The 25152-nt window shown below is 70.1% G+C and carries 20 protein-coding genes and 1 tRNA gene; 18 read left to right on the top strand and 3 right to left on the bottom strand.

The window, feature by feature from the left end; all coding sequences use genetic code 11:
• Positions 1-310 precede the first annotated feature (310 nt).
• The 6 genes from K340_RS0124865 to K340_RS36485 all read left to right on the top strand — a co-directional run bounded on the left by K340_RS0124865 (position 311) and on the right by K340_RS36485 (position 5958).
• Positions 311-1528 (top strand): thiamine pyrophosphate-dependent dehydrogenase E1 component subunit alpha, encoded by a 1218-nt coding sequence (locus K340_RS0124865; RefSeq protein WP_084614947.1) that lies wholly within the window; start codon positions 311-313, stop codon positions 1526-1528.
• Positions 1528-2508 (top strand): alpha-ketoacid dehydrogenase subunit beta, encoded by a 981-nt coding sequence (locus tag K340_RS0124860; protein ID WP_029138681.1) that lies wholly within the window; start codon positions 1528-1530, stop codon positions 2506-2508. Before K340_RS0124865 ends, K340_RS0124860 begins: the two co-directional genes overlap by 1 nt.
• A 15-nt stretch (positions 2509-2523) precedes the next feature.
• On the top strand, positions 2524-3999 hold the full coding sequence (locus K340_RS0124855) for a dihydrolipoamide acetyltransferase family protein (RefSeq protein WP_051267592.1): 1476 nt from the start codon (positions 2524-2526) through the stop codon (positions 3997-3999).
• Positions 4000-4089: 90 nt separating this feature from the next.
• Positions 4090-5097: a hypothetical protein gene (locus K340_RS36335; RefSeq protein WP_161632183.1), complete on the top strand. Its 1008-nt coding sequence runs from the start codon at positions 4090-4092 to the stop codon at positions 5095-5097.
• A complete protein-coding gene (locus tag K340_RS36330) occupies positions 5094-5642 on the top strand; it encodes a SigE family RNA polymerase sigma factor (protein ID WP_051267590.1) in 549 nt (182 codons plus the stop codon). Before K340_RS36335 ends, K340_RS36330 begins: the two co-directional genes overlap by 4 nt.
• A 172-nt stretch (positions 5643-5814) precedes the next feature.
• Positions 5815-5958, top strand: a complete 144-nt coding sequence (locus K340_RS36485; RefSeq protein ID WP_169726928.1) for a hypothetical protein — start codon at positions 5815-5817, stop codon at positions 5956-5958.
• A 163-nt stretch (positions 5959-6121) separates the two neighbouring features.
• On the opposite strand, the gene K340_RS0124830 is transcribed toward K340_RS36485, so the two are convergent.
• Positions 6122-7090 (bottom strand): NAD(P)H-dependent flavin oxidoreductase, encoded by a 969-nt coding sequence (locus tag K340_RS0124830; RefSeq protein WP_029138677.1) that lies wholly within the window; start codon positions 7088-7090, stop codon positions 6122-6124.
• Between the two features lie 32 nt (positions 7091-7122).
• On the opposite strand from K340_RS0124830, the gene K340_RS0124825 reads away from it, so the two are divergent.
• Positions 7123-8055, top strand: a complete 933-nt coding sequence (locus K340_RS0124825; RefSeq protein ID WP_029138676.1) for an ROK family protein — start codon at positions 7123-7125, stop codon at positions 8053-8055.
• Positions 8056-8138: 83 nt separating this feature from the next.
• A complete protein-coding gene (locus K340_RS0124820; protein ID WP_029138675.1) occupies positions 8139-9635 on the top strand; it encodes a hypothetical protein in 1497 nt (498 codons plus the stop codon).
• 19 nt (positions 9636-9654) lie between these two features.
• Here the strand turns inward: K340_RS0124820 and K340_RS37370 are convergent, their stop codons facing one another.
• On the bottom strand, positions 9655-11517 hold the full coding sequence (locus K340_RS37370) for an acyl-CoA dehydrogenase (RefSeq protein ID WP_029138674.1): 1863 nt from the start codon (positions 11515-11517) through the stop codon (positions 9655-9657).
• A gap of 120 nt (positions 11518-11637) precedes the next feature.
• Between K340_RS37370 and K340_RS0124810 the strand changes: the two genes are divergently transcribed.
• The 8 genes from K340_RS0124810 to dcd all read left to right on the top strand — a co-directional run bounded on the left by K340_RS0124810 (position 11638) and on the right by dcd (position 19203).
• Complete coding sequence (locus K340_RS0124810; protein ID WP_161632182.1) at positions 11638-12150, top strand: sigma-70 family RNA polymerase sigma factor; 513 nt, start codon at positions 11638-11640, stop codon at positions 12148-12150.
• A gap of 18 nt (positions 12151-12168) precedes the next feature.
• Positions 12169-12981: a hypothetical protein gene (locus K340_RS0124805; protein ID WP_029138672.1), complete on the top strand. Its 813-nt coding sequence runs from the start codon at positions 12169-12171 to the stop codon at positions 12979-12981.
• A complete protein-coding gene (locus K340_RS33180) occupies positions 12909-14675 on the top strand; it encodes a bifunctional 3'-5' exonuclease/DNA polymerase (protein ID WP_084614944.1) in 1767 nt (588 codons plus the stop codon). Before K340_RS0124805 ends, K340_RS33180 begins: the two co-directional genes overlap by 73 nt.
• 56 nt (positions 14676-14731) lie before the next feature.
• Complete coding sequence (locus K340_RS0124795) at positions 14732-16504, top strand: hypothetical protein (RefSeq protein ID WP_154674471.1); 1773 nt, start codon at positions 14732-14734, stop codon at positions 16502-16504.
• A 47-nt stretch (positions 16505-16551) separates the two neighbouring features.
• A tRNA-Gly gene (locus K340_RS0124790) sits at positions 16552-16625 on the top strand.
• Positions 16626-16851: 226 nt separating this feature from the next.
• Positions 16852-17700, top strand: a complete 849-nt coding sequence (locus K340_RS33175) for an amidohydrolase family protein (protein WP_051267586.1) — start codon at positions 16852-16854, stop codon at positions 17698-17700.
• Positions 17701-17748: 48 nt separating this feature from the next.
• Complete coding sequence (locus tag K340_RS0124780; RefSeq protein WP_029138670.1) at positions 17749-18597, top strand: amidohydrolase family protein; 849 nt, start codon at positions 17749-17751, stop codon at positions 18595-18597.
• A gap of 24 nt (positions 18598-18621) precedes the next feature.
• Positions 18622-19203, top strand: a complete 582-nt coding sequence (dcd, locus tag K340_RS0124775; protein WP_029138669.1) for a dCTP deaminase — start codon at positions 18622-18624, stop codon at positions 19201-19203.
• Here dcd and K340_RS0124770 read toward each other — a convergent pair.
• A complete protein-coding gene (locus K340_RS0124770; protein ID WP_029138668.1) occupies positions 19178-20194 on the bottom strand; it encodes a LacI family DNA-binding transcriptional regulator in 1017 nt (338 codons plus the stop codon). The two genes, dcd and K340_RS0124770, sit on opposite strands and share 26 nt — an antisense overlap.
• 173 nt (positions 20195-20367) lie before the next feature.
• On the opposite strand from K340_RS0124770, the gene K340_RS0124765 reads away from it, so the two are divergent.
• On the top strand, positions 20368-21438 hold the full coding sequence (locus tag K340_RS0124765) for a GTP-binding protein (RefSeq protein ID WP_029138667.1): 1071 nt from the start codon (positions 20368-20370) through the stop codon (positions 21436-21438).
• Complete coding sequence (locus tag K340_RS34810; protein WP_051267584.1) at positions 21435-25118, top strand: GH116 family glycosyl hydrolase; 3684 nt, start codon at positions 21435-21437, stop codon at positions 25116-25118. Before K340_RS0124765 ends, K340_RS34810 begins: the two co-directional genes overlap by 4 nt.
• Positions 25119-25152 lie beyond the last annotated feature (34 nt).

Here is a 25152-nt window from a genome sequence, read left to right as displayed (position 1 = left end):
CCCGGTTCCTCGATCCGGCAACGTGAAACGACGGTAGAACGCCTGTCCGACGGTCGGCTCCCGGAGCCCACTCCCGCCGGCTGATGTTCTCGCGGGAACGCCCGGCGGGTCGGTGGAACTCCGACAGTCGCGCTCCCGAACTTCGGACGTAGCGACGAACAGGACGCCCGGACGGCTGTGCCAGGATGTGAGATGGACCGGATACACCGGCCCGCCAACCGTCAGCGCCGACGGCGGCTCGGATCCGGGCCCCGTCGTTGCCCGCACACCGGCGACCCCGGTAGCGGGGCGACCAACCGAGGAGATGTGCATGGCTCCCGAGCAATGGGTCGAGAGACCGCGATACGTACAGCACGCCGAGGACGTGGCCGAGGGGGCCGGTGCATCCAACGTGCCATCGCCGGACGAGGTCGCCCGAGGTCTGCGGGCCACCAGCGAGGGCGAGGACCTGATCCAGATCCTCTCCCCGGAGGGCGTGCTCACCCCGCATCCGGATTTTCCGGTCGAGGTGACCGGCGAGATGCTGCAAGGCCTGTACCGCGACATGGTGCTGATCCGGCGGTTCGATCGGGAGGGCAACTCCCTGCAGCGGCAGGGCCAGCTGTCGATCTGGGTGCCGCTGCTGGGCCAGGAGGCCGCACAGATCGGCGCCGGCCGGGCCATGCGGCCGCAGGACTTCGCCTTCCCGAGCTATCGCGAGCACGGCATCGCCTGGTGTCGGGGCGTCGACCCGACCGCGTTGCTGGGCATCTTCCGCGGCACCGACCATTCGGGCTGGGATCCCAAGGAGTACCGCTTCCACGACTACACCATCGTGATCGGCAATCAGGCGCTGAACGCCGCCGGCTATGCGATGGGGCAGGCCTTCGACGGCAAGGTGGGTGACGGCGCCGACGCCGAGGCCACGATCTGCTTCTTCGGCGACGGTGCCACCGCGCAGGGCGACATCCACGAGGGCATGGTGTTCGCCACCGCGTTCGACTCACCGATCGTCTTCTACTGCCAGAACAACCAGTGGGCGATCTCCGAACCGGTTGGAAAGATGGCCCGGCTGCCCCTGTTCCGGCGTGCGGCCGGATACGGCATGCCCGGTTTCCGGGTGGACGGCAACGATGTGCTCGCCTGCCTCGCGGTGACGAAATGGGCGCTGGACGAGTGTCGCACCGGCAACGGCCCGGTGATGATCGAGGCGTTCACCTACCGGATGGACGCGCACACCACCTCCGACGACCCCAGCCGCTACCGGTTGGCCGCCGAGACCGAACATTGGAAGCTGCTCGATCCGATCGAACGGGTCCGGGTGCACCTGGTGCGAGAAGGGCTGGCGGACAAGGCTTTCTTCGATTCGGTGGATGTCGAGGCCGACGAGTTGGCGGCCAGGTTCCGGGACTTCGCGGTGAACATGCAGGTCCCGCCGGTTGACCGGATCTTCTCCAACGTCTACACCGGTCCGCATGCCGAGGTGGACCGGCAACGCGCCGACTACCTGGAATACCTGGCCGGCTTCGAGGAAGAGGGGGCGCACTGATGTCCGCCGAGTCCGTGACGCTCGCGAAGGCACTGAATCTCGGGCTGCGCGCCTCGATGGAGGCCGACCCCAAGGTGCTGATGATGGGGGAGGACGTCGGAAAGCTCGGCGGCGTCTTCCGGATCACCGACGGTCTGCAGAAGGACTTCGGTGAGCACCGGGTGCTCGACACCCCGCTGGCCGAGTCCGGAATCATCGGCACCGCAGTGGGTTTGGCGCTGCGTGGGTACCGGCCGGTGTGTGAGATCCAGTTCGACGGCTTCGTCTTCCCCGGCTTCGACCAGATCATCTCGCAGGTCGCCAAGGTCACCTACCGCTCGATGGGCGCCTGGTCGATGCCGCTGACGGTCCGCATTCCCTACGGCGGCGGTATCGGCGCCGTCGAACACCACGCCGAGTCGCCGGAGGCGTTCTTCTGCCACATCGCCGGGCTGCGGGTGGTGGCCTGTTCCAATCCGGCGGATGCCTACTGGATGATCCAGGAGGCGATCGATTGCCCGGATCCGGTGATCTTCTTCGAGCCGAAGCGCCGGTATTGGGAAAAGGGTGAGCTGGACACCGGTGTCCGGCCGGACTCGACCTTCTCGACCGTGGTCCGCCGACCGGGGGACGACGTCACCCTGATCGGGTACGGAGCCACCATGCCGGTGGTGCTGGCGGCGGCCGATGCTGCCGCCGCCGAGGGTCGATCGCCCGAGGTGATCGACCTGCGCACGCTGTCGCCGCTGGATCTGGGTCCGGTGCTGGACTCGGTGCGGCACACCGGAAGAGCCGTGGTGGTCGCCGAGGCGCCGCGGCACGCGTCGCTGTCCGGGGAGATCTCGGCGCGGATCACCGAGGAGGCGTTCTACTCGCTGTCCGCGCCGGTCGCCCGGGTCACCGGATTCGACACCCCGTACCCGCCGAGCAAGTTGGAGGAGCAGTACCTGCCCGATCTGGACAAGGTGCTGCATGCCGTCGACCGCGTGATGGACTTCTGAGAAGGCGGGACCGAAATGGCACAGCACACGGCATCGAACGCGCCGGCGACCGGCCGGATCCGGCAGTTCCCGCTCCCCGACGTGGGGGAGGGTCTGACGGAGGCCGAGATCCTTGAATGGAAGGTCGCCGTCGGCGACACGGTCACGGTGAACCAGATCCTGGTGGAGATCGAAACCGCCAAGGCCGCAGTGGAACTGCCCAGCCCGTGGGCCGGGCAGGTGCACGAGTTGCTCGCCGAACCGGGGGTGACGATCAACGTCGGCACCCCGATCATCTCGATCGACACCGAGCCGGGCGCCGGCCCGGCAGCCGACGTCGAGGAGGTCGGCTCGAAGATCGGCGAGGTGGCGGCGGACGGCCGGATCGCCACCCTGGTCGGCTACATTCCGGCGGCCGGGTCGTCGGCCCGGCGTCCGCGCAAGGGCTTGCCTGGGCAGCCTCCTGCCCCGACCGCGGCGGCGCAGCTGGCCGCCGGCGGCGAGCCCGGCACGGCGGCCGATGCGGTGAAAGCCGGTGCCACCCACGGGGAACCGGGACATTCGCTGGCCAGCGCCGGCGGTCCGACGGTCGACACGGATGACGGTGCGCCCCGCACTCAGGCGCCACTGGCGGCGCCGCCGGTGCGTAAGTACGCGAAGGACCTGGGGGTGGATCTCGCGTCCGTCAGTTCCTCGCGGGACGACGGGGTGATCACCAGGGCTGACGTGGCAGCGGCGGCCGACAGCCCAGCGGCCGGCGACTCGGCACCTGTCGAAACCGTTGCGGTGCAAGGTGGTGGAGCACGGCAGGGTGGCGGCGAGCGTCGGGTGCCGATCAAGGGCGTCCGGAAGATGACGGCGCAGGCGATGGTGAGTAGCGCGTTCACCGCGCCGCACGTCACCGAGTTCCTCACCGTCGACGTCACCCCGATGATGCAGCTGCGGGAGCGGCTGAAGGCGCGCCGGGATTTCGCCGGAGTGAAGATCACCCCGCTGACGTTCGCCGCCCGGGCGGTCTGCATCGCGGCCAGGCGGACGCCGGAGGTCAACTCGGTGTGGGACGAGGCGGCCGGCGAGATCGTCTTCAAGGACTACGTCCATCTCGGGATCGCCGCCGCCACCCCGCGCGGACTGGTGGTGCCGAACATCCGCGACGCCGATCGGATGTCGATGCTGGAACTGGCGGCGGCACTCGGGGAACTGACCGACATCGCCCGCCAGGGCAAGACCTCGCCGGCCGCGATGGCCGGTGGCACCTTCACCATCACCAACGTCGGCGTGTTCGGCGTCGACACCGGCACCCCGATCATCAACCCGGGGGAGTCGGCGATCCTGGCGCTCGGCTCGATCAAGGACCTGCCGTGGGTGGTGGACGGCCAGATCGCGGTCCGCAAGGTCTGCCAGCTGGCGCTCTCGTTCGACCATCGGGTGATCGACGGTCAGCAGGGTAGCGAGTTCCTGGCCGACGTCGGTGCGCTGCTGGCCGATCCCGGGATGGCGATGGTTTTCTGACCCACGGTGTGACCGATCGGCCCGTTCACCGCGTCTTCTTCGGTGAACGGGCCGAGCCGCATCCGAGCGGCCGCCGGAGGGAGGATGGTCATGACCGGGAATGACGAGCTGCCGGGTGAGGTGCGTCGGGGTCTCGAGCAGTTGCCGAGCTGGTCGCCGGCCGGATTCGACGCCGCGGTCGGGCAGCGAGCATCCGGGAAGCTGGTGCGCCGCAGGCGGTTCGCCGTCGCTGGATCGACGGCCTTGGTGCTGGCCGTGGTCGGCGGGGGAATCGGGGTGGCCACCATCACCTCCGGCCGCCACGGCGACTCGGTGGCGGCCCTCGCGGCGCCGACGCACTCTTTTCCAGCCGCCAGCACGAAAGCCGGATCATCGCAGCCGGCGGGGTCCGCCGCCACTGCGAAGAGCGCATCGGCGACGACCACGGTGAAGTCGGCACCGGCGAAGCAGGTCACGAAACCGGCGGCGGAACCCGGCGGTCCGGTGGTCGGTGTCCTGCCCCGGGGGAAGACACAGCTTCCCGACGGACTGGCCTACGTCCGGCAGCGGAAGGACACCAGCGAGCAGGCCGCCGGGCCGTACCTGCCGTACCTCAAGCCGCTCAACGACTCCGGACCGTTGCTGGGCTTCATCGCCGGAACCGTCGGCGAACGCGACTCAACGATCGAGCCGGTCAACGGCGCGAACGACTTCCTCTCGCTGCCCGGTCGATGGCAGCCGGACGGCGAACCGGCCATTGCTGCCCGGGTCGCGGTCGCCGAGTACGCCAGCCGCGCCGACACCGACGCGACGGTTGCCGACGCGTTCGATCAACACGGCAACCGCCCGTTCTCCCGATCCGACAACATGAAGGAGATCACCGTCCCGGGACTGACCGAAAAGGGCATCCGGGTCTTCTCCAGCACCAACCACTCCCGGCCGACCGGTGGCGACGGCAAGCTGGTCTACTACCCGGCGCTGACGGCGTTCAAGGTGACCGGCAGTTGGATCGTTTCGATCGAACTGAACGCCGAGGGGCTGAAGAACCCGAAGCGGACACTCACCACCATCATGAATGCCATGGTCACGAACCTGGACCAGAGCGGGCTGGCCAAGTGACCGGCGTCGACCCGGCGGCGGCCGAGTACGTCCGGGACGCCGCTCCCCGGTTGTTGCGACTGGCCTACGGGCTGGCCGGCAACAAGGCGGATGCCGAGGACCTGGTGCAAGACGCGCTGGCCGCGGTGATGGTCAAGTGGCACCGGGTGTCCGTGGCGGAACACACCGACGCCTACGCCCGGCGCATCCTGATCAATCGGTTCCTCGGGCTGGCCCGGCGTCGCCGGGCAACCGAATGGGTGACCGACACCCGTCAGGATCGCTTCGACACCGGGCGGCCGGACATCGCCGATGACGTCTGCAGCCGCGACGAGGTACTCGCACTGCTCGCCGGGCTGCCGTCGAAGCAGCGGGCCGTGTTGACCCTGCGCTACCTGGAAGACCTCCCGGACGACAAGATCGCCGAGATCCTTGGTTGCCGGACCACCTCTGTGCGCGGGCTGGCCCATCGTGCGGTCGGTCGGATACGCGAGAGCCAGGCCGCGATGCGGGGTCCGGCACACGGATCGCCGGACCTGCGGACTCGACCGGCGATCGTCCGGTAGATTTCGATACAGGGCCGGACGATCACCGGCATGTGATCGGCTTCACCGGACGATCGCGTGCGAATGGGGAACAATTCGGGTTCAATGGACGTCATACAAGGTGACGGCGCCGAAGAGGGTTCCACCGGGGAACAGCCGGCCACGTCACGAATGACCAGAAGGACTGAAGACCATGAGCCGCCTCGCGAAGGTTCTCCGCGACCACCGTGAGTTCAACCGCAACCGCCGTGCGCTGAGCCGCGCCATCGAGAACGCATCGCCCGCGATGCGCGACGAGCTGCTGGTGATTGCCCAGCGCCAGGACATCCTGCGCTGATCTCACGGTCACACCCCCCCATCGACCTGGGGTTTTCGGATTCGTTCATGAGTTCTCAAGAAGACCTGTAACGAATCCGGCCCCAGTGCCGATATACAGAGCGACCCCGGATCGCTACCGGACCCCGACCTGGTAGCGACTCGGGGTCATTTCATGTCTGGACTCAGCAGGTCCGGGCCCACCTGGTGAGCAGCGCGTCAGCCCCGGCCAGATCCGCCACCACCTCGGATGCCGGCCGTGAGGTCTCCACCAGGCCGGCTGCCTGGCCGGCGTAGACCGGCGCGAAGGCAGCATCACCGGCCGCCTTCGCGGACCGCACCTGATCGCCCAACGCCACCACCGCGGGGCCGCCGGCGGCCAGTTCGTCCTCCCGCCCCGCCCACATCCGGGTCACTTCGTTGACCAGCGACCGACCGCCGAACTCGGCCGGCCACGGCACCCCCTGGACCAGGTCGAACACCCGGGAGTAGACGGTGTCGCCGGCATCGGCATCCAAGACTGCGTGCCGGGACTCGGCGGGCGCGTCCGACTCCGGGCAGGTCATGAACGCGGTCCCGATCCAGCCGCCCTCGGCGCCGGCCGCCAGCACCGCGGCCAGCCCACGCCGGGTACCGATACCACCCGCGGCCAGCACCGGGGTGTCCACCGCGTCCAGCACCTGCTGCAGCAGCGGCAGTGTGGCGATCTCGTTGCGGCCGTGCCCGCCGCCCTCCGAGCCCCTGGCGACGATCAGATCGACGCCGACGGCGTCGGCGGCCAGCGCCTCGTCCAGATTGCCGGCCTGCGCCGCCACCACGATCCCGGCGTCGTGCAGCGGCGCCACGTGATCGGTGATGTCACCGAAACTGATCGAGACCAGCGCCGGGCGCGCGGCGATCACCCTGGCCAGCAACGGATCGCCCTCCTCGACGCCCCAGCCGATCAGGCCGACTCCGAACGGCCGGCTGCCGGCGGCAGCCACGGCGAGTTGTTCGTCCAGCCAGTCGATGGTGGCGCCCGGTCGGACGCCGATCATGCCGAGCGCCCCTGCCGCACTGACGGCGGCGGCCAGCCGTCCGCCGGCCACTCCGGCCATCGGGGCGCAGACCACGGGCACGGTCAGGTCGAACTGCTCGGTGAGCCAGGTGTTCATCGGCCGATTGTCCCCCGGTAGATTGGGCTGTTGTGAACCGGCTCGGGGTGGACATCGGCGGAACCAAGATCGCTGCTGGGGTGGTCGACGACGCCGGTCGCATCCTCGCCAGGTTCCGGCGCGAGACCCCGCGGACCGGACGCGGCTCGGACGTGATGGCCGAAGTGGTGGACCTGATCGGTGAGGTGTCGACGCGCTACGCCCTGGCCGCTATCGGGCTCGGCGCCAAGGGCGTGATCGACACTGTGAACGGCATCGTCCTGCAGGACGGCGACACCCTGCCCGGCTGGGGCGGCACGGACGTTGCGGGGCCGGTCCGGGCGGCCCACGGCCTGCCGGTGGCTGTTGACAACGATGTCAGGGTGACGGCGCTCGGCGAGGCCAGACACGGCGCCGGCGTCGGTTTCGACCGGTTGCTGGTGGCCTCCATCGGCACCGGCGTCGGCGGCGGACTGGTGTTCGATGGTGAGATCGCGCACGGTGCCCACGGCACCGCCGGCGAGATCGCCCACCTGTTGGTGCCGGGACCCGGCGCGCTGCCCTGCGGCTGCGGTCGGTGGGACCATCTCGAGGCGGTCGCGGCCGGCCCGGCGATCGCCGCCGAGTACAGCCGGCGCAGCGGGCGCCGTGATGTCCGGCTCACCGAGGTGGCCGACCTGATGCACGGCGGTGACGAGCTCGCCCGCGAGACCATCGCCGACGCCGGCCGGGTGCTCGGCGCGGCCCTGGCGGGACTGGCGACGGCGATCGACGTCGATGCAGTGGTGGTCGGTGGTGGCGTCGCCCAGATCGGTGACGCCTTTCTCGGTCCGACCAGGTCGGCGTTCCTGGATGCGGTGCTGGAGCCGCTCGAGCGGGTTCCGGTGGTGGTGGCGGCCCTGGGCAACGATGCGCCGATCGTCGGTGCGGCCGAGCTGGTGGCGGGCATCCGGGACGAAACGGGAGTAATCGGCCAGGGCGCATAGCACTCTGAGCGGCCGTTTTGCGTCAGGCTCGCCGAGCCGTTGTACTGGTCGTTCCCGACGAACGATCTTGAGGACTCCAGTAGATGACTGCCCGGCGGCTTGCCGTTCCCCTGCTCACTGTTCTTGTCGCGGCGCTACTGGCCCCCGGGCTCGCGTCCGCGTCGCCGCGACCGGTGGCCGCCCAAGCCGCGTACGCGGTGACCGCGAGCGCCGCGGTGGCGGCCACGACGCCGGTCTACGGGGATGCCGCCGGGGTCTCCGTCATCAAGGTGAAGGACGGCACCTGGCGATCGTTCGCGATCGCCTCGAACGGGCAGATCTACCAGCAGATCAAACGGGCGTCCTGGTCCGGGCCGGAATCGCTGGGCGGGTCGTTCAAGGGGGCGCCCGCGGTGATCTACCGGGCGTCCGACCACCGGTTCGACGTGCTCGCGGTGTCGAAGTCCGGCACCGTGATGCTGCGCAGTTTCGTCGGCGGGAAATGGCGCGGGTGGACGTCGACCGGCGTTCGCGGGTTCACCGGCGCCCTGTCGGCCATCCGGGATCGCAACGGCGCCCTTCATCTGTTCGGTGCCGGGTCCGGTGGCGCGGTCCTGCACGCCAAGCACCCCTTGGGCGGCAGCTGGTCGACGGTCGGCATGGGAACGGGGATCAGGGGCAACGTGTCGCTGGTCTACCAACCGGCGGCGCATCGATTCGACCTGTTCGCGGTCCGCACGGACCGCAAGATCGAGCAGCGGACCTTCTCCGGGGGCGCCTGGGCCGGCTGGCACGTCATCGGCCAGGGGAGTTTCGCGGGCGGCATCACCGCCGTCCGGCTGGACTCGCTGAACTGGCGGGTGATGGCGGTCGGCACGAACCGGCAGGTCTATCGGATCAGCTACAGCCATCGCGCCTGGTCGGCACCCGGCCGGCTCGGCGGTTCGGCGATCGGCACTCCCGGCTCGTTCTGGGACGGCTCCGCCGGCAAGGTGGTGACCTCGGGCCCCGACCGACGTCTGCACATCCAGAACGTCGGAAGCCCTTGCTGCACCTGGACAACCGCGACAGGTGCCATCTACCCGAAGCCGAGCCCACCGCCGCCGCCGGCACCGACCAGGGTGACGTTGGCCAAGACGCTGCTGGCGCGTTGGGGCGGCCGGTTGACCGGGCTCAGCGGGGCGAAGTCGGATCTGCAGGTCACCGCCGCCGGCCGGGCCGTCACCAGCTGTGGCGGGTCGGTCTACCTCGATCCCAAGATGTTGACGTCGATCGTCAAGGCCACCGACAAGTACCAGGTGTTCATCAACAACATGGTGTCCGGGCACAGCTGCGATTCGGGATATCACCCGAAGGGCAAGGCGGTCGACTTCAACACCGTTGTCGACCCGGCGACCGGGCGGCACACCAACTGGCACTCCTACGAAAGCGGCGACAACCGCGCCCTGGACGCGGAGTTCCTCAGCTACGTCGCGTCAGCCATCACCAGCGGGGGCGGGGCCGGGCAGGTGAACTGCCCGGGGTCCGCCCATGCACCGGTCCCGGCCGGGATGCTGCGGTTCTCCGACTACTGCAACCACCAGCACCTGGACTCCCGCTGACCGCCGGGTCCACGACGACTCAGAAGGCAGCCTCCGGGATGTCCATCAGCGAGCTGTCGGCGGCTTCGACGACGACCCGGCGGGCGGTCAGCTCCGGAAGCACGTTGCGGGCGAACCAGTTCGCCACCGCGAGCTTGCCGGCGTAGAAGTCCCGGTCGGCCGGCGCGGCGGTGCCCTCGTCCAGCGCCGTCTGGGCGACGACGGCCTGCCGCAGCAGCAGGTAGCCGATCAGCAGGTCGCCGACGCTCATCAGCAGCGACACCGCGTGCTCGCCGACCTTGTACAGGCTCGCGGGTTCGGTGGTCGAGGCCATCGTGTAGCCCACCAGCGCACCGATCATCGCCTGCACGTCGGTGAGTGCGGTCGTCAGCAGCGCCAGCTCGTTCTTCAGCCGACCGTCGGCGGCCTGCGAGCCGGTCGTCTCCAGGAACGAGCCGATCTCCCTGGCCACCGCGCCGAGCGCGGCGCCGTTGTCCCTGACGATCTTGCGGAAGAAGAAGTCCTGGGCCTGGATCGCTGTGGTGCCCTCGTACAGGGTGTCGATCTTGGCGTCCCGGATGTACTGCTCGATCGGGTAGTCCTGGGTGTAGCCGGACCCGCCGAAGGTCTGCAGCGACAGGGCCAGGTTCTCGTACGCCCGCTCCGAGCCGACGCCCTTGACCACCGGAAGCAGCAGGTCGTTGATCTTGACCAGGGCATCAATGGACGTTTCGGCAGCGTCCTCGGCGCCCAAGGCGATCCGGTCCTGGACGTCCGCGGTGTAGAAGTACACGGCCCGCAGACCCTCGGCATAAGCCTTCTGCCGCATCAGGATCCGTCGGACATCAGGGTGGTGGATGATCGTCACCCGCGGTGCGGTCTTGTCCGTGTTGCGGGTCAGGTCGGCGCCCTGCACCCGCTCCTTGGCGTACTCAAGGGCGTTCAGGTAGCCGGTGGACAGGGTGGCGATCGCCTTGGTGCCGACCATCATCCGGGCGTACTCGATGATGTTGAACATCTGCCTGATGCCGTCGTGCACGTCGCCGACCAGGGTGCCGACGGCCGGTACGCCGTTCTGGCCGAAGCTCAGTTCGCAGGTGGTGGAGGCCTTCAGGCCCATCTTGTGCTCGACGCCGGTGACGAAGACGCCGTTGCGCTCGCCGAGTTCGCCGGTGGCCAGGTCGACGTGGAACTTCGGTACCACGAACAGGCTCAGGCCCTTGGTGCCTGGCCGGGCCTCGACGCCCTCGCCCTCGGGCCGGGCCAGCACCAGGTGCACGATGTTGTCGGTCATGTCGTGCTCGGCCGAGGTGATGAACCGCTTGACGCCCTCGAGGTGCCAGCTGCCGTCGGCCTGCTTGATCGCCTTGGTCCGGCCGGCGCCGACGTCCGAGCCGGCATCCGGCTCGGTGAGCACCATGGTGGAGCCCCAGCCGTTGTCGATCATCAGCTTGGCCAGCGTCTGCTGGTCCGCGGTGCCCAGCTGGTAGAGAATCTTGCCGAAGTTGGGCCCGCCGGCGTACATGAACAGGGCCGGGTTGGCGCCGAGGATCAGCTCGGCCGCCGCCCACCGCAGGGACGGCGAGGCGCCGTAGCCGCCGAGTTCGGAGGGCAGCTCCAGCCGCCACCATTCGCCGTCCATCATGGCCTTGAACGAGGCCTTGAACGACTCGGGCATGGCCACCGAGTAGGTCTTCGGGTCGTACACCGGTGGGTTGCGGTCGGCGTCGACGAAGGACTCGGCGAGCGGGCCGGTGGCCACTGCGGACAACTCACGCAGCACGCCCCTGGCGGTGTCCGGATCCATCTCGGTGAACGGTCCGGTGCCCAGTCGGCTGCCGGACTCGAACACCTCGAACAGGTTGAACTCCAGGTCGCGCAGATTCGGACGGTAGTGGCTCATTGCGGGCCTCCATAAGTTACTGGCTGGTACAACCAGGTTATTACTCGCCAGTAACCTTCGCAAGGAGCTCGTCATCGGGTGTAATTCTGGTGGGTGTATTCGGCGAAGGACGGAGACGGGGTGGCCGCTGTGCAGTTCGAGCATTTCCTTGCCGTCGAGCTCGCGCCGCTCGGCCGGTTCGCCGCGGTCCTGACCGGCGACCGTCAGCTCGCCCACGACGTGCTGACCGATGCGCTGATCCTGGCCTCCGCCCGCTGGGACCGGATCGGCGAGATGGACCATCCGACCGCCTACGTCCGGCGGATCGTGGTCACCACGTTCCTCTCCGACCGGCGTCGCGCGGCCCGTCGGCGCACCGATCCGACCGACGACGAGTCGGTACTGGACGGGGTGAGCCCTGACCTGTCGATCAGGGTCGGCGACCGGGATCAGATCCACCGACTGCTCGAGCAACTTCCGCCGCGGCAACGGGCCGCCGTGGTGCTGCGCTATTACCTCGGCCTTGACGACGTGCAGATCGGTGCCGAACTGGGCGCCAGTGTCGGCGCGGTCCGCACCCTGGTCTCCCGCGCCCTCGCCGGGCTGCGGGAATCGGCCGTCACTGCGGGGATGACGGCGGGTGAGTTCGGGTGAGCGAGCGGCGGCGAACCGATGAGTGAGTACGACGAGGAGATCCGGGCGGCGCTGCGACGTGACGAGGCGCTGGTCCCCGACCTGTCGGCGGTCCGTCGAGAGGTCGCCAGGGCCAGGGCATCCCGGCGCCGCCGCAACGGCTGGTTGGCCGGCGGGCTGATGGCCGCCTGCGTGCTGGTGGTCAGCACGGCGGTGGCGATGGCGGCGTTCCGGACGGACAACCAGACGGCGAACCACGGCGCGGATCACTCCGCGGCGCTGCGCGAGGTGACCGAGACATCGACGTCCGCGTCGCCGAGCTCGCGGACCGACCTGGTGATCAGCACCAGCAGACCCGCTGCCACCAGCAACGCCCCGGACCGGACACCAGCGGCAGTGCCGGCGCCGCCGCCGGAACTGGTGGCGATCCCGGTGGTGGCCAACCCGATCGACGGACCGCTGCGGCACTGCCAGAGCCAGTCGATCGCCTGGCCGGTCACCGCCACCGGCGCGGTGAACACGGTGGCCCTGCGGCAGGCGGTCAACGAGTGCTCGGTCGGCTTCGGCAACGGGCCGACGGTCACCGCCCGGTACAGCCTGCCGACACTGGCCGAGGTGATGAGGTCGTCGTCGCTGTTCACCCACACGCCGGTGCCCGCGGACGTCGATCTCGACCAGCGGGTGCTGGTGGTACGACTGGACGGTCTGTTCCCCGAACTGACCCAGGACGGATACCGCCCCACATCGGTGCAGATCTACCTGACCGCGACGGACGCGCAGTGGCTCGGCGCTCAGGACAGCGCTCCGGTCGATCCGGCGGTGTTCGGCGCGCCGGTGCTGCCGGTGCCCTGAGTGCGCCGAACGACCGGGTGTACCTCGCCGTCAGCCCGGTCGTCGATCCCACTGCGACCGGCGGACCGGCCCATTGGCGGCTCCGTCCGGTCGCGCCCGACGGCGCCGCGGCCGGCCCGGAGCGACGGGTGGACGCCGCCGGGCTGGCCGGCGCGGAGCTAGAGCGGCCGCGGTGGCTGATGGACGCCGCCGCCCGGGTCTACCCCGACCTGCTGGCGGCCGGTTGCCCGGTGCGGCGATCGCACGACGTGACCCTCACCGAACGGATCCTGCTGGCCCGTGACGGGCGCTCGGGGGAACCTTCGTCAGCCGCCGCCGTGCACGCCAGGGCCCGCGGGCTGACGGTCCCAACGGATCCCGACCCGGCGGCCAGGGACGGGCAGCCGGGTCTGTTCGAGTCCGGCGACGCCGGGCCGGAACAGGTGGACCCGCTCGAGGCGCTGGCGACGGCGATCGCCGACCAACACCGGCGGATCGGTTCCGACAACGCCTTGCGGCTGCTGGTCGCGGCGGAGTCGGCCAGCGGTCTGGCCGCCGCGGAGATGGGCTTCGCCGGACTGCCGTGGGACGTCCGGGAACACGACCGGCTGCTCACCGCGGCGCTCGGGCCGCGGCCGGTCGGCGGCGCCCGGCCGGTCAAACTGGCTGCCCTCGCCGGCCAGATCTCCGCGGCCTTCGGGTTCGAGGTGAATCCGGACTCGGTGACGGACGTCCGCAACGCCTTCCGTCGCTCGGGATTCGACATCGAGAGCACCGGCCGGTGGGTGCTGCGGGAGCTCGCCCACCCGGCGGCCGGCCTGGTGCTGCAGTACAAGGAGCTGTCCCGGCTGTACACCGCGAACGGCTGGAACTGGATCGCCGATTGGGTGCGCGACGGCCGGCTGCACTCGGAGTTCGTCCCCGGCGGGGTGGTGTCCGGGCGATGGGCGACCAGGGGCGGCGGCGGGCTGCAGATCCCGCGGGCGATCCGCGCCGCGGCCAGGGCCGAGCCCGGATACCGGCTGGTGGTCGCCGACGCCGCCCAGCTCGAGCCGCGGGTGCTGGCGGCGTTGTCGGCGGATCCGGCCCTGCAGGCGGTGTCCACCGACGCCGACCTGTACGCCGGTCTGGCGGCGGACGGATTCGGTGGCGACCGGGCGGCCGCGAAGTTGGCGATGCTCGGTGCGATGTACGGGCAGACCTCGGGCGAGGCCGGCCGGCTGCTGGGCACCCTGCGGTCGCGCTACCCGGCCGCGGTCGCCTGTGTGGAGGCGGCGGCCAGGCAGGGCGAGGCGGGCGGGGTGGTGCGGTCGGTGCTCGGCCGGACCAGCCCGCCGCCGGGCGGGACCTGGCGGGCGGTGGTGGCCACCGGCACGGACGAGACGGCGAGCGACGCCGACCGCCGCCGGGCCAGGGAGTACGCCCGGTCGTGGGGCAGGTTCACCCGTAATTTCGTGGTGCAGGCCTCCGCGGCCGACTGGGCAGCGGTCTGGCTGTCGACGCTGCGCCGGGAACTGGCGTCGCTGTCCGGCGCCGAGCTGGTCTTCTTTCAGCACGACGAGGTGGTGGTGCACGCCCCGCAGCAGCACGCCGCCGCCGTCGCCGAGATCGCGATCGAGGCGGCCGAGCAGGCGCGCGACCTGGTGTTCCCCGGCGCGACCGCATCGACGCCGGTCCGGCCGATGATCGTCGGCGGCTACGCCGAGGCGAAATGAGCGTGCCGCCGGCGTCGAACTGGAACATTGCGGTCCGGTCGGGTAACCATGCCTGTATGCACCGCCGTCGAGGCACCGTGGTCCGCGCCCTCGCGGCGTTGGCGACGGTGGCCGTGGTCGCCGGGTGCACCGGGCAACCGGGCGAGCCGGTCCTGCCGCCGACCACCACGTCGGCATCGCCGTCACCGAGCGCGCCGTCCGGGCCCACCAGGTCGGTGTCGGCGCCGACCACCGCGACGCCGCCGACGGGTTCGACGCCGACCAGCGCGACCAGCGGAACGGCCTCGGCCGCGGGCACGGTACCGGCGGTGGTCCGGCTGCAGTGGCTCGGCAAGCGACCCTCGACGCCCGGCGTCGAGATCGGGTCAGGGTCCACCATCGAATGGCAGAGCCGGAACGCCGGGGAGTACGCGCTGATCCACGGGCCGGCGAGACAGTGGTTCGGGGCCGACGGCAGCGCCGTCGGGTGCGCCTCGGACATCAAGTGTGTCGGGGTGGACGCCGCCGGCTACACCGCGGTCGTGCTGGACGGCCGGACCCGGCTGGTCTACAGACCCGACGGGCAGGCGGTGGGCCGGTTCGCCGCCGACGGCCGCCGGGTGGCCGGGCCGGCACTGCCGTCCTGGTCGGCCGCGATCGCCGAGACCGGGGTCGATCTGGCCGCGCTGCTGGACCAGGCGACCACGGGCGTCCCGTTCGCCGGTGGCATCACCGGGGACCCGCACGTGCTGACCGCCGGCGGCCGCCGGTACAGCACCCAGCTCACCGGCCAGTACTACGCGCGGTCCGGCGATCCGGCGCACGCCGTCCAGGTCCGGCTGGAACCGCTGCCGCACCAGCCGAATGTGTCCGTGGTGACGGCCGTCGCGGTCGGCAGCATCGGGTCGGTGCTGGAGTACACCGCGCAGGGCGCGGCCACCCTGGACGGCACCGTGCTGCCGGCGCCGGAACCCTTCCGCCAGGTGTCCATCCCCGGCGGCCCGGACATCGGGCTGTGGGCGGCCGACGCCGAGGGCACCGGGCGGGCGGCGGTGGTCTGGCCCGACGGTGCTTCGGTGGTGCTGTCTGCCAGTGCGGTGCTCGGGATGACGGTGGTGGTCTCGGCGCCGAGAGTCGCCGGGGTGAGCGGTCTGTTCGGGGTGGGAGGCCCCGACCCGGCGAACGATCTGCAGGACCGGCAGGGTGCGGCCCTCGACCCGGACACGGTGGCGCGGGACTGGGCGGTGAAGGACAAGGACTCGATGTTCTCCGAGCAGGTCGGGCCGACCCTCGGGTTCCCCTCGGCGCTCGTGACGGTGCCGGAGCAGGCGCTCCCGTTCGCCGAGAAGGCCTGCCGGGCAGTAGGTCTGACGACGAACGACGATCTGACGGCGTGCGAGTTCGACGTCGGGCTGACCGGTGACGACGGATTCGCGCTCGGGCACGCGGCGATGGCCCTGCCGGCGGACCGAACCGTCGCACCGGAACTCGCCCGCCGCTTTCCGGCGCTGCTGCTCGGCTCCACCGCCGAGAAGGTGGCGCTGCCGGAAATCGTGAACGCCGATGTCGCGGCCGGGCAGCAGCGGGTCTACGAGCTGACGACCACCGAACAGGGGGCCATCGGTCTCGAATTCGTCTCCGGCTGCCGGGACGACGAACCGCAGTTCCCGTCGGGCGGCGGCGCCGCGGTCCGGCTGTTCGACGAGCAGGGACACGCGGTTTCCCACCGGTTCCCGGCCTGTGGCCAACCCAAGACCTCGACGCTGCCGGCTGGGCGCTACTTCCTGGCGGTGGCCGGCCCGGCGTCCGGCGGGACGACCAGTGTCCGGTTGCAGGTGCGGCTGCCCTGAGCCGGCGATACCGAGCATCGGCCGGGATCGGTATAGTCACCGGCATCGCGGGTGTAGTTCAGTGGCAGAACTTCAGCTTCCCAAGCTGATAGCGCGGGTTCGATTCCCGTCACCCGCTCCACCTACGGACGGCCGTTCGCGCCGGCCCGCCAAACAACCCTTCCGCGTCGCCGGACCGAATCCGCTACCTGAGCCCTGTGCTGCCGATCGATCCACGCTCAGGGATTGACATGAAATACTGTTTCACCTTAGCTGAAGCAGTCACCGCGGGTCGCTGCACGCCGCGTGGGCAGATTGGTCCACGTCGGGAGCGGCGGGATCCCTTCGACACACCCAGGAGATGCCGCATGCTCGACGTCCACACCCACTGTCACCAGGAGAAGCATTCCGGCGACAGCTGGAAAAATCACAGTGGCCCGGTCTACGCGGCCGCCGGGATGAAGGTCGACCCGGACGTCACCCCTGAGCAGTACGACGCGGCGATGGCCGAGGGTGGCGTCGATCTGGCACTGGTCTTCGGGGTCAGGGCGACTGCGGGTGGCATCATCACGGCGAACGACTTCGTCGAGGACTTCTGCGCGCAGACGACGACGCCGACGGTCGGCTTCATGGCGCTGGATCTGAACGACGAGGACCTGTTCGAGCAGCTGGAGGACGGCATCGCTCGCGGCTTCGGAGGCATCAAGCTCTACGCCACCGTTGCGTTGTTCGACGGCCGGGACACCAAGCACGACAAGTTCTTCCGGGCCGCAACCGAAGCGGGTCTGATCATCCTCTGGCACATGGGGGCGACCCCGGTGCCGGAGGCCTCGTTGGCGCTGAGCCAGCCACTGATCGTCGACGACGTGGCCCGCCGGCACCCGAACCTGGTGCAGATCATCGCCCACATGGGTCACCCGTGGCAGCGCGAGACGATCATCACCATCCGGAAGAACAAGCGGGTGTTCGCCGACGTCTCCGCCCAGGGCTCGCGTCCGTTGGAAGGCTATTTCGCGCTGGCTCGGGCCCAGGAGTGGGGCGTCGTGCAAAAGCTGCTGTTCGGCTCGGATTTCCCGCTCTGGACCCCGGCGGAGTCGAAGAAGAGCCTGCTGGCTCTCGCGGAGCGCGACATGGGCGGGCTGCCGCGGATCGAGTCGAGCACCCTGGACTGGATTTTCGAGGGTGACCATCGCGGCGCGCTGGGTCTGAACGTCTGACGCCGTTGCCGGCGAGTTCGTCGTTTCCACACACCGAGGAGAAACCCCATGCTGGACGTCCATACCCACTGCCACCAGCGCCGGCACCGCGGCGGCAACTGGGAGAAGCACAGTGGTCCGACCTACGCGGCCGCCGGGATGAAGGTCGACCCGGACGTCACCCCTGAGCAGTACGACGCGGCGATGGCCGAGGGTGGCGTCGATCTCGCGTTGGTCTTCGGGGTCAGGGCGACGGTAGCCGGGATCGCGACGCCGAACGACTTCGTCGAGGACTTCTGCGCGCAGACGAAGACGCCGACGGTCGGGTTCATGGCGCTGGACCTGAACGACGAAGACCTGTTCGAGCAGCTCGAGGACGGCATCGCGCGTGGGTTGCGTGGGGTCAAGCTGTACGCAGTGCTGGCAATGTTCGATGCGCGGGACCCCAAGCACGACAAGTTCTTCCGGGCCGCCACCGATGCGGGCCTGATCATCCTGTGGCACCTGGGGGCGACCCCGGTTCCCGAAGGGTCGCTGGCGCTGAGCCATCCGCTGATCGTCGACGACGTCGCCCGCCGGCACCCGAACCTGGTGCAGATCATCGCGCACCTTGGGCACCCTTGGCAGCGCGAGTCGATCATCACCATCCGGAAGAACAAGCGGGTGTTCGCCGACGTGTCGGCGCAAGGTTCGCGTCCGCTGGAGGGTTATCTGGCGCTGACCCGGGCCCAGGAGTGGGGCGTGGTGGAAAAGCTGTTGTTCGGTTCGGACTTCCCGCTCTGGACCCCGGCGGCTGCGAAGGCGAGCCTGCTCGCCCTCGCCGCGCGGGACATGGGTGGGCTGCCGCGGATCGAGACCAGCACGCTGGACTGGATCCTCGAGGGTGACCATCGCACTGCGCTGGGTCTGACCGGCTGACGGCTGACGGCTAGGCTGCTGACCATGCTGCTGTCCGACCGTGACCTGCGGGCCGAGATCGATGCCGGAACTCTGTCGCTCGATCCGTTCGACGCCTCGTTGATCCAGCCGTCGAGCATCGACGTCCGGCTGGACCGGCTGTTCCGGGTGTTCAACAACTCCAAGTACACCCACATCGACCCGGCCACCCAGCAGGACGAACTGACCAGCCTGGTCGAGACCGATCCGGATGAGCCGTTCGTGTTGCACCCCAGCGAGTTCGTCCTCGGATCCACCTTCGAGGCGGTCACCCTGCCGGACAACCTGGCCGGCCGGCTGGAGGGGAAGTCGTCGCTGGGGCGGCTCGGCCTGCTCACCCATTCCACCGCCGGGTTCATCGACCCCGGGTTCTCCGGGCACATCACCCTGGAGCTGTCGAACGTGGCGAACCTGCCGATCACGCTCTGGCCGGGAATGAAGATCGGCCAGCTGTGCCTGTTCCGGCTCACCTCGCCGGCCGAGCACCCCTACGGATCCGCGGTGTACGGCTCGCGGTACCAGGGGCAGCGCGGGCCGACGCCGTCGCGGGCCTACCTGAACTTCAGGCGGGACTCCACCGCGCGCTGAGGGTGGAGCTGGCCCGGACGAACAGCTGCGGCGACAGCACCACCTCGCGACCGGGCCCGACGTACCCGGTGAGCCGGCTCAGCAGCATCCTGGCCGTCTCGGCGCCGACGTCGTAGGTCGGCTGGCCGACCGTGGTAAGCGGCGGCCGCAGCAGCGGCGCCCAGGCCATGTCGTCGAACCCGACGATGCCGATGTCGTCGGGCACCCGCAGGCTGGTCGCCGCGATCGCGTCCAACGCTCCGAGCGTCATCAGGTTGTTGGCCACGAACACCGCGTCCGGCGGATCCGGCAGTGCGAGCAGTTCCTGCATGGCCCTGGTCCCGGACTCCTCGTGAAAGTCGCCGAAGCTCACCAGCTGCTCGTCGTCGGGGAGCTGATGGGCAGCAAGACCCTGCCGGTAACCGGCCAGCCGGTCCGCCCCTGTGCTCACCCCGACCGGTCCGCTGACGCAGCCGATCCGGCGAAAACCGCTGTGCCACAAGTGTTCTACTGCGGTGACGGCGCCACCGATGTTGTCGATCAGTACCCGGTCGACGTCGTCGTCGGCCAGTCGCCGGTCGACGGTGACGACCGGCACGCCGGCGGCCCGCAGTGATTTCAGGTCGGTGCCGGTCGGCGAGGCCGGCGCCAGCACCACGCCGGCCATGTGTTCGTCGACGGCCAGGGTCAGGTAGTCGGCCTCCTTGGCCGGGTCGTCCTCGGCATTGCACAACACCAGCGAGTAGTTGTGCGCGTAGGCGACATCCTCGATGCCGCGCACCATGTCGGTGAAGAACGGGTTCCGGATGTCGGAGATGATCACCGCCAGCACGCTGCTCCGCCGGGTCCGCAGGCTGCGGGCCACCCGGCTCGGCCGGTAGTTGAGCTCGGCGATGGCGACCCGCACCCGGTCGGCCAGCACCGGGTCCACCTCGGTGTTGCCGTTGATCACCCGGGACACGGTGGCGGTGGACACCTGGGCGAGGCGGGCGACGTCAGCGATGGTTGCCACGCAGGCAGAGTAACCCCAGGCCGGACGTCCCGACGCCAGCGCACCGCGATCGGCCCGGCGCCGTCGGCTTCGCTGCGTTGACAGCGACACGAACGAGTGGTTGTGTGTGAGCAATCGATTTCCCATGGACTCGAGATTCCGGCGACGACGACGTTCCGACGACAGGTGGCTGCGTGCGACTGATCCTGCTTGGCGGCTTCCTCGGCGCCGGGAAGACCACCACCATGCTGGCCGCGGCCAGGGCCATCGGGGCCGATGGCACGGTCGTCGCGGTGATCACCAACGACCAGGGTGACGACCTCGTCGACACCACGGTGGCCAGAGCCGGCACGTCGGCCGGGGTCGAGGTGCAGGAGATCACCGGTGGCTGCTTCTGCTGTCGCTACGACGAGTTGCACGAGGTGCTGCTGAAGGCGGCAGCGGCCGGCGCCGAGGTGGTGCTCGCCGAGGCGGTCGGCAGCTGCACGGATCTGGCCGCCACCGTGGTCGCCCCGCTGCAGGCACAGCAGCCGGACCTGGTCGAGGTCGGACCGCTGACCGTACTGGTGGACGCCGCCCGGCTGGCCGATCTCGGCACCTCGGACGACGACCTCGGCTACCTGTTCGGGCGGCAGCTGGCCGAGGCGGACCTGGTGGTGCTCAACAAGATCGACCGGATCGACGCGGCCGCAGTCGCGGCCGCGACCCGGGCGATCGCGCAGCGCGTGCCGACCGCGACGGTGCGCGCGCTGTCCGCGTTGACCGGCGCCGGTTTGTCCGGGCTGATCAAGGACTGGGGGACGGCGCGGTCGGCCTCCGGTCGGCCCGTGGCGGTGGACTACGACCGGTACGCGGCCGCCGAGGCCGCCCTCGGCTGGCTGAACCAGACCTGGCAGTTGACCGCCGAGCGGCCGTTCGACACCGCGGCGTGGTGCCGGGACGTGCTGGAACGGTTGCGCGCCGAACTCGGCCAACGGATCTTGCTGGGGCACGCCAAGATCGCGGTCCGCGCGCCGGGCGGGCTGACGAAGGCGTCGCTGGTCTCGAACCTCGAGGACCCGGTGCTGGACGTCACTGCCGGCCCGGCCACCAGCGCGACCGCGGTGCTGAACGTGCGGGCCGCGATGCCACCGGCCGTCCTCGAACTGGCCGTCGCACAGGCGGTACTCGGTGCCGGCGGCGGCGCCGTGGCCGCGATCGCAGGCCCGGCCAGGGCCTTCGCACCGAGCTATCCGAAACCGATCCATCGAATGGGACGAACATGACCTCCTCCTCCAGCCACCCCGTCGAGTGCTGCGCAGACCCGGGCTGCTGTCCGCCGGGCGGCGGGATCTCCCGCCGCGGGTTCCTGCTGTTCGCCGCCGGCGGCGCCGTGACCGCGGTGCTGGCCGGCAGCCGGGCGGCGGCCGCGGCCGAACTCGGTGTCCCCGAATCCGCGCTGGTACCGGTCCCGGCGGACAAGAACCTGGACCCGCGCTGGGTCGCGGCCCTGTACCGACGCGGCGACCCGACCCGCTACACCGCCGACGCGCGGACCTACATCGGGATGCCGGTCGGTGGCATCGGCGCCGGTCAGCTCTATCTGGGCGGCGACGGCCGGCTCTGGCACTGGGACATCTTCAACCGGGCGGCGGTCGGCACCGGCGACGCCGGGTACGCGAACCCGCCGAAGCCGTCATCCCCGATCCGGCAGGGCATGGCGATCGAGGTGGACGGCGATGCCCGGGCGCTCGACGACAGCGGCTTCGCCGATGTCGCGTTCACCGGGCAGTACCCGATCGGCACCGTCGACTACCGCGACCCCGGCGTCCCGGTCCAGGTCCAGCTGCAGGCCTACAGCCCCTTCATCCCGTTGTCGGTGGACGATTCGGCGTTGCCGGCAACGGTTCTCGAGTACACGGTGCACAACACCTCGAAGCGGGCCCGCAAGATTCGGCTGCTCGGCTGGTGCGAGAACCCGGCCTCGCTGGACGCCAGGATGCAGCGACCCATCCGGCTGACGGCGGAGAAGTTCGCCGCGGCCGGCGCCACCGGTGTGCAGTTCGGCGGCTACCAGCACGTCGAACAACCGGAACGGCCGGACATCGTGCTGGCCGACTTCGAGCAGCCCGACTACGGCGACTGGACCGTCACCGGCACTGCCTTCGGGGCGGGCCCGGTGTCGATCGCCGAGGTCCCGGCCTACATGGCGCCGACCGGCAGCCTGGCCGTGACCGGCAGTCGGTTCGTCACCTCGCACGACTTCCGCGGGCACCCGGGCGACGTCGGCGGTGCCGACAGCACCACCGGCACCCTGACCAGTCCGCCGTTCACGCTGTCCCGCAAGGGGATCCGGTTCAGTCTCGGCGGCGGCAACCATCCGGGGCAGACCTGCCTGAACCTGCTGGTGGACGGTCAGGTGGTGCGCACCGCGACCGGGCGGGACGAGGAGGTACTGCGTACCGGGTACTTCGACACCGCGGAATTCGAGGGTCGGCAGGCCAGGGTGCAGCTGCTGGACGGCGCCACCGGCGCCTGGGGCCACATCAACTGCGACCAGATCGTTCTCACCGACTCGCTGCCGGCGCCGGATGTGGTCTTCGAGGACTGGGAACGCGAGAGCTACTCGCCGTGGACGACGACCGGCGACGCCTTCGGCGCCGGGCCGGTGCTGGAATCACAGGTGCCCGACTACATGCGCAGGTTCGGTGCGCTGGGCGTCACCGGCAGCCGATTCGTCACCTCGCACGACTTTCGCGGGCACCCCGAGAACGCCGACGGCCCCACCGGGACCCTGACCAGCCCGGTGTTCACCGTCGAGCGGGACTACCTGAGCATTGCGGTGGGCGGCGGGTCGAACCCCGCCGCCTGCGCGGTTCGGGTGCTGGTCGACGGCCAGGTCGTCGGGTCGGTGAGCGGCGCCGACACCGAGCCGATGGTGCCGGCCAGCATCTACCTCGGCGGCCACCGCGGCCGGCAGGCGCAGATCGAGATCGTCGACACGGCCAGCGGAGGCTGGGGGCACATCAACTGCGACCGCATCGTGTTCACCGACATACCGGTGGACACCCGGCCGCTGCCGGACCTGCCGGACACCGGGACGCTGGCCCTGGCCTGCCTCGACCGGCAGGTCACCGTCCGGCCGTCGGTCGGCCGGATCGAGAACGCCCAGCAGGCCTTCGACGCCGCCGACGCCCCGCCGGACGTGCCTGCCGAGCAGACCCAGAACGGCACGGTCGGCACGGCCTTCACCCTGGCGCCGGGTGCCCGACGCACGGTGAAGTTCCTGCTGTGCTGGAACTTCCCGATCCCCGACCGGCGATCGCTGTCGTTCCTGCAGGACATCCAGACCCTGCGCCGGCACTACGCCGCGCGGTTCGACGACGCGGCTGCGGTCGCCCGGCACCTGGCCGGCCACCTCGACCGGCTCGGCGCCGGCACCCGTGACTGGGTGCAGACCTGGTACACCGATTCGACGCTGCCGCACTGGTTCCTGGAACGGACCCTTGCCTCGGCCTCGACGCTGGCCACCAGCACCTGCTACCTGTTCGACAACGGCCGGTTCTACGGCTGGGAGGGCGTCTACTGCTGCGCGGGCACCTGCGAACATGTCTGGAACTACGCCCAGTCGGTGGCCAGGCTGTTCCCGGAGCTGGAACGTGATACCCGGCAGCGGGTGGACCTCGGCATCGGGTTCGACCCGGACACCGGGCAGATGGGCTTCCGGGCCGAGGCCTTCATGGGCTGGGCGGCCGATGGCGAGTGCGGCACCATCCTGCGCTGCTACCGGGAACACACCACAGCCGCGGACAACGAGTTCCTGTTGACCAACTGGCCGAAGATCCGCACCGCGCTGGAATTCATGATCGCCAAGGACCCCGATCGCAACGGCATCATCGAGGGGATCCAGCCGAACACGCTGGACACCGACTGGTACGGCCGGATCGCCTGGATCAGCGGGATGTACGTCGCGGCGCTGCTGGCCGGCGCCGAGATGGCAGCGGTGGCGGGGGATTCCGCGTTCGGCGCCACCTGTGCGGAGCTGGCCGCCGCCGGACGGCGGTACCTGGAGACCGAGCTGTGGACCGGCGAGTACTTCATCCAGCAGGTCGATCCAGCGCACACCGAGGTGATCAACTCGAACATCGGCTGCCACATCGACCAGCTGTTCGGGCAGAGCCTGGCCGGCCAGGTCGGGCTGCCGAGGGTGGTGGCCGCGGACAAGGCGAAGTCCGCGCTGACGGCGTTGTACCGCTACAACTTCACCTCCGACCAGACCGGCTACCGCGCCTCCGACGAGGCGCCGGTGGACGCCGGCCGCTGGTTCGCAATGGACGGCGAGTACGGGCTGCTGATGACGACCTTCCCGCACGGCGGTCAGGACACCGCGGCCGGGGAACCGGCCAGCTGGGCGGCGATGTACTTCAACGAGGTCTGGACCGGGCAGGAATACCAGGCCGCCGCCCAGATGATCGACGAGGGCCTGCTCGAGCAGGGGCTGGTCGTCACCGGCGCCATCCGCGATCGCTACGACGGCCGCAAACGCAACCCGTACAACGAGATCGAGTGCGGCGACCACTACGCCAGGGCGATGGCCTCCCATGGTGTGTTCCAGGCCGCCTGCGGATTCGCCTACCACGGGCCACTGGCGCACCTGCAGTTCGACCCGAAGCTGTCGGCGGACGACTTCGCCGCGGCGTTCACCGCCGCGGCGGGCTGGGGACGGTTCACCCAGACGCTCCGCGGTTCCCGGCAGGACGCCGGGATCCAGGTGCGGCGCGGCACCGTCGAGGTCGCGAGCCTGACCCTGGGTCGAGCCAGGCAGCCGCACGTGGTCAGGGCGACGGTCGGCCGCCGGGCGGTGCCGATCGGCGATTGGACGTACGCCGACAACATGCTGAAGATCACTCTGCAGCAGCGGATGACGCTGCGGCAGGGCGAAGAACTGCGGGTGACCGTCAGCTGACCGGCGCCGACCTGATATGCATGCAGCACGGCGC

Source organism: Nakamurella lactea DSM 19367 (assembly GCF_000426645.1).
Classification (GTDB): Bacteria; Actinomycetota; Actinomycetes; order Mycobacteriales; family Nakamurellaceae; genus Nakamurella; species Nakamurella lactea.
This window is presented reverse-complemented; position numbering and strand designations above follow the sequence as displayed.

What these genes read in the sequence shown, in the direction of transcription:
- K340_RS0124855 (WP_051267592.1), top strand. Translation starts at nt 2,524, where the DNA reads ATGGCACAGCACACGGCATCGAACGCGCCGGCGACCGGCCGGATCCGG.
- K340_RS0124820 (WP_029138675.1), top strand. Translation starts at nt 8,139, where the DNA reads ATGACTGCCCGGCGGCTTGCCGTTCCCCTGCTCACTGTTCTTGTCGCG.
- K340_RS34810 (WP_051267584.1), top strand. Translation starts at nt 21,435, where the DNA reads ATGACCTCCTCCTCCAGCCACCCCGTCGAGTGCTGCGCAGACCCGGGC.
- K340_RS0124865 (WP_084614947.1), top strand. Translation starts at nt 311, where the DNA reads ATGGCTCCCGAGCAATGGGTCGAGAGACCGCGATACGTACAGCACGCC.
- K340_RS36485 (WP_169726928.1), top strand. Translation starts at nt 5,815, where the DNA reads ATGAGCCGCCTCGCGAAGGTTCTCCGCGACCACCGTGAGTTCAACCGC.
- K340_RS36335 (WP_161632183.1), top strand. Translation starts at nt 4,090, where the DNA reads ATGACCGGGAATGACGAGCTGCCGGGTGAGGTGCGTCGGGGTCTCGAG.
- K340_RS0124795 (WP_154674471.1), top strand. Translation starts at nt 14,732, where the DNA reads ATGCACCGCCGTCGAGGCACCGTGGTCCGCGCCCTCGCGGCGTTGGCG.
- K340_RS0124860 (WP_029138681.1), top strand. Translation starts at nt 1,528, where the DNA reads ATGTCCGCCGAGTCCGTGACGCTCGCGAAGGCACTGAATCTCGGGCTG.
- dcd (WP_029138669.1), top strand. Translation starts at nt 18,622, where the DNA reads ATGCTGCTGTCCGACCGTGACCTGCGGGCCGAGATCGATGCCGGAACT.
- K340_RS0124805 (WP_029138672.1), top strand. Translation starts at nt 12,169, where the DNA reads ATGAGTGAGTACGACGAGGAGATCCGGGCGGCGCTGCGACGTGACGAG.
- K340_RS37370 (WP_029138674.1), bottom strand. Translation starts at nt 11,517, where the DNA reads ATGAGCCACTACCGTCCGAATCTGCGCGACCTGGAGTTCAACCTGTTC.
- K340_RS0124780 (WP_029138670.1), top strand. Translation starts at nt 17,749, where the DNA reads ATGCTGGACGTCCATACCCACTGCCACCAGCGCCGGCACCGCGGCGGC.
- K340_RS0124830 (WP_029138677.1), bottom strand. Translation starts at nt 7,090, where the DNA reads ATGAACACCTGGCTCACCGAGCAGTTCGACCTGACCGTGCCCGTGGTC.
- K340_RS33175 (WP_051267586.1), top strand. Translation starts at nt 16,852, where the DNA reads ATGCTCGACGTCCACACCCACTGTCACCAGGAGAAGCATTCCGGCGAC.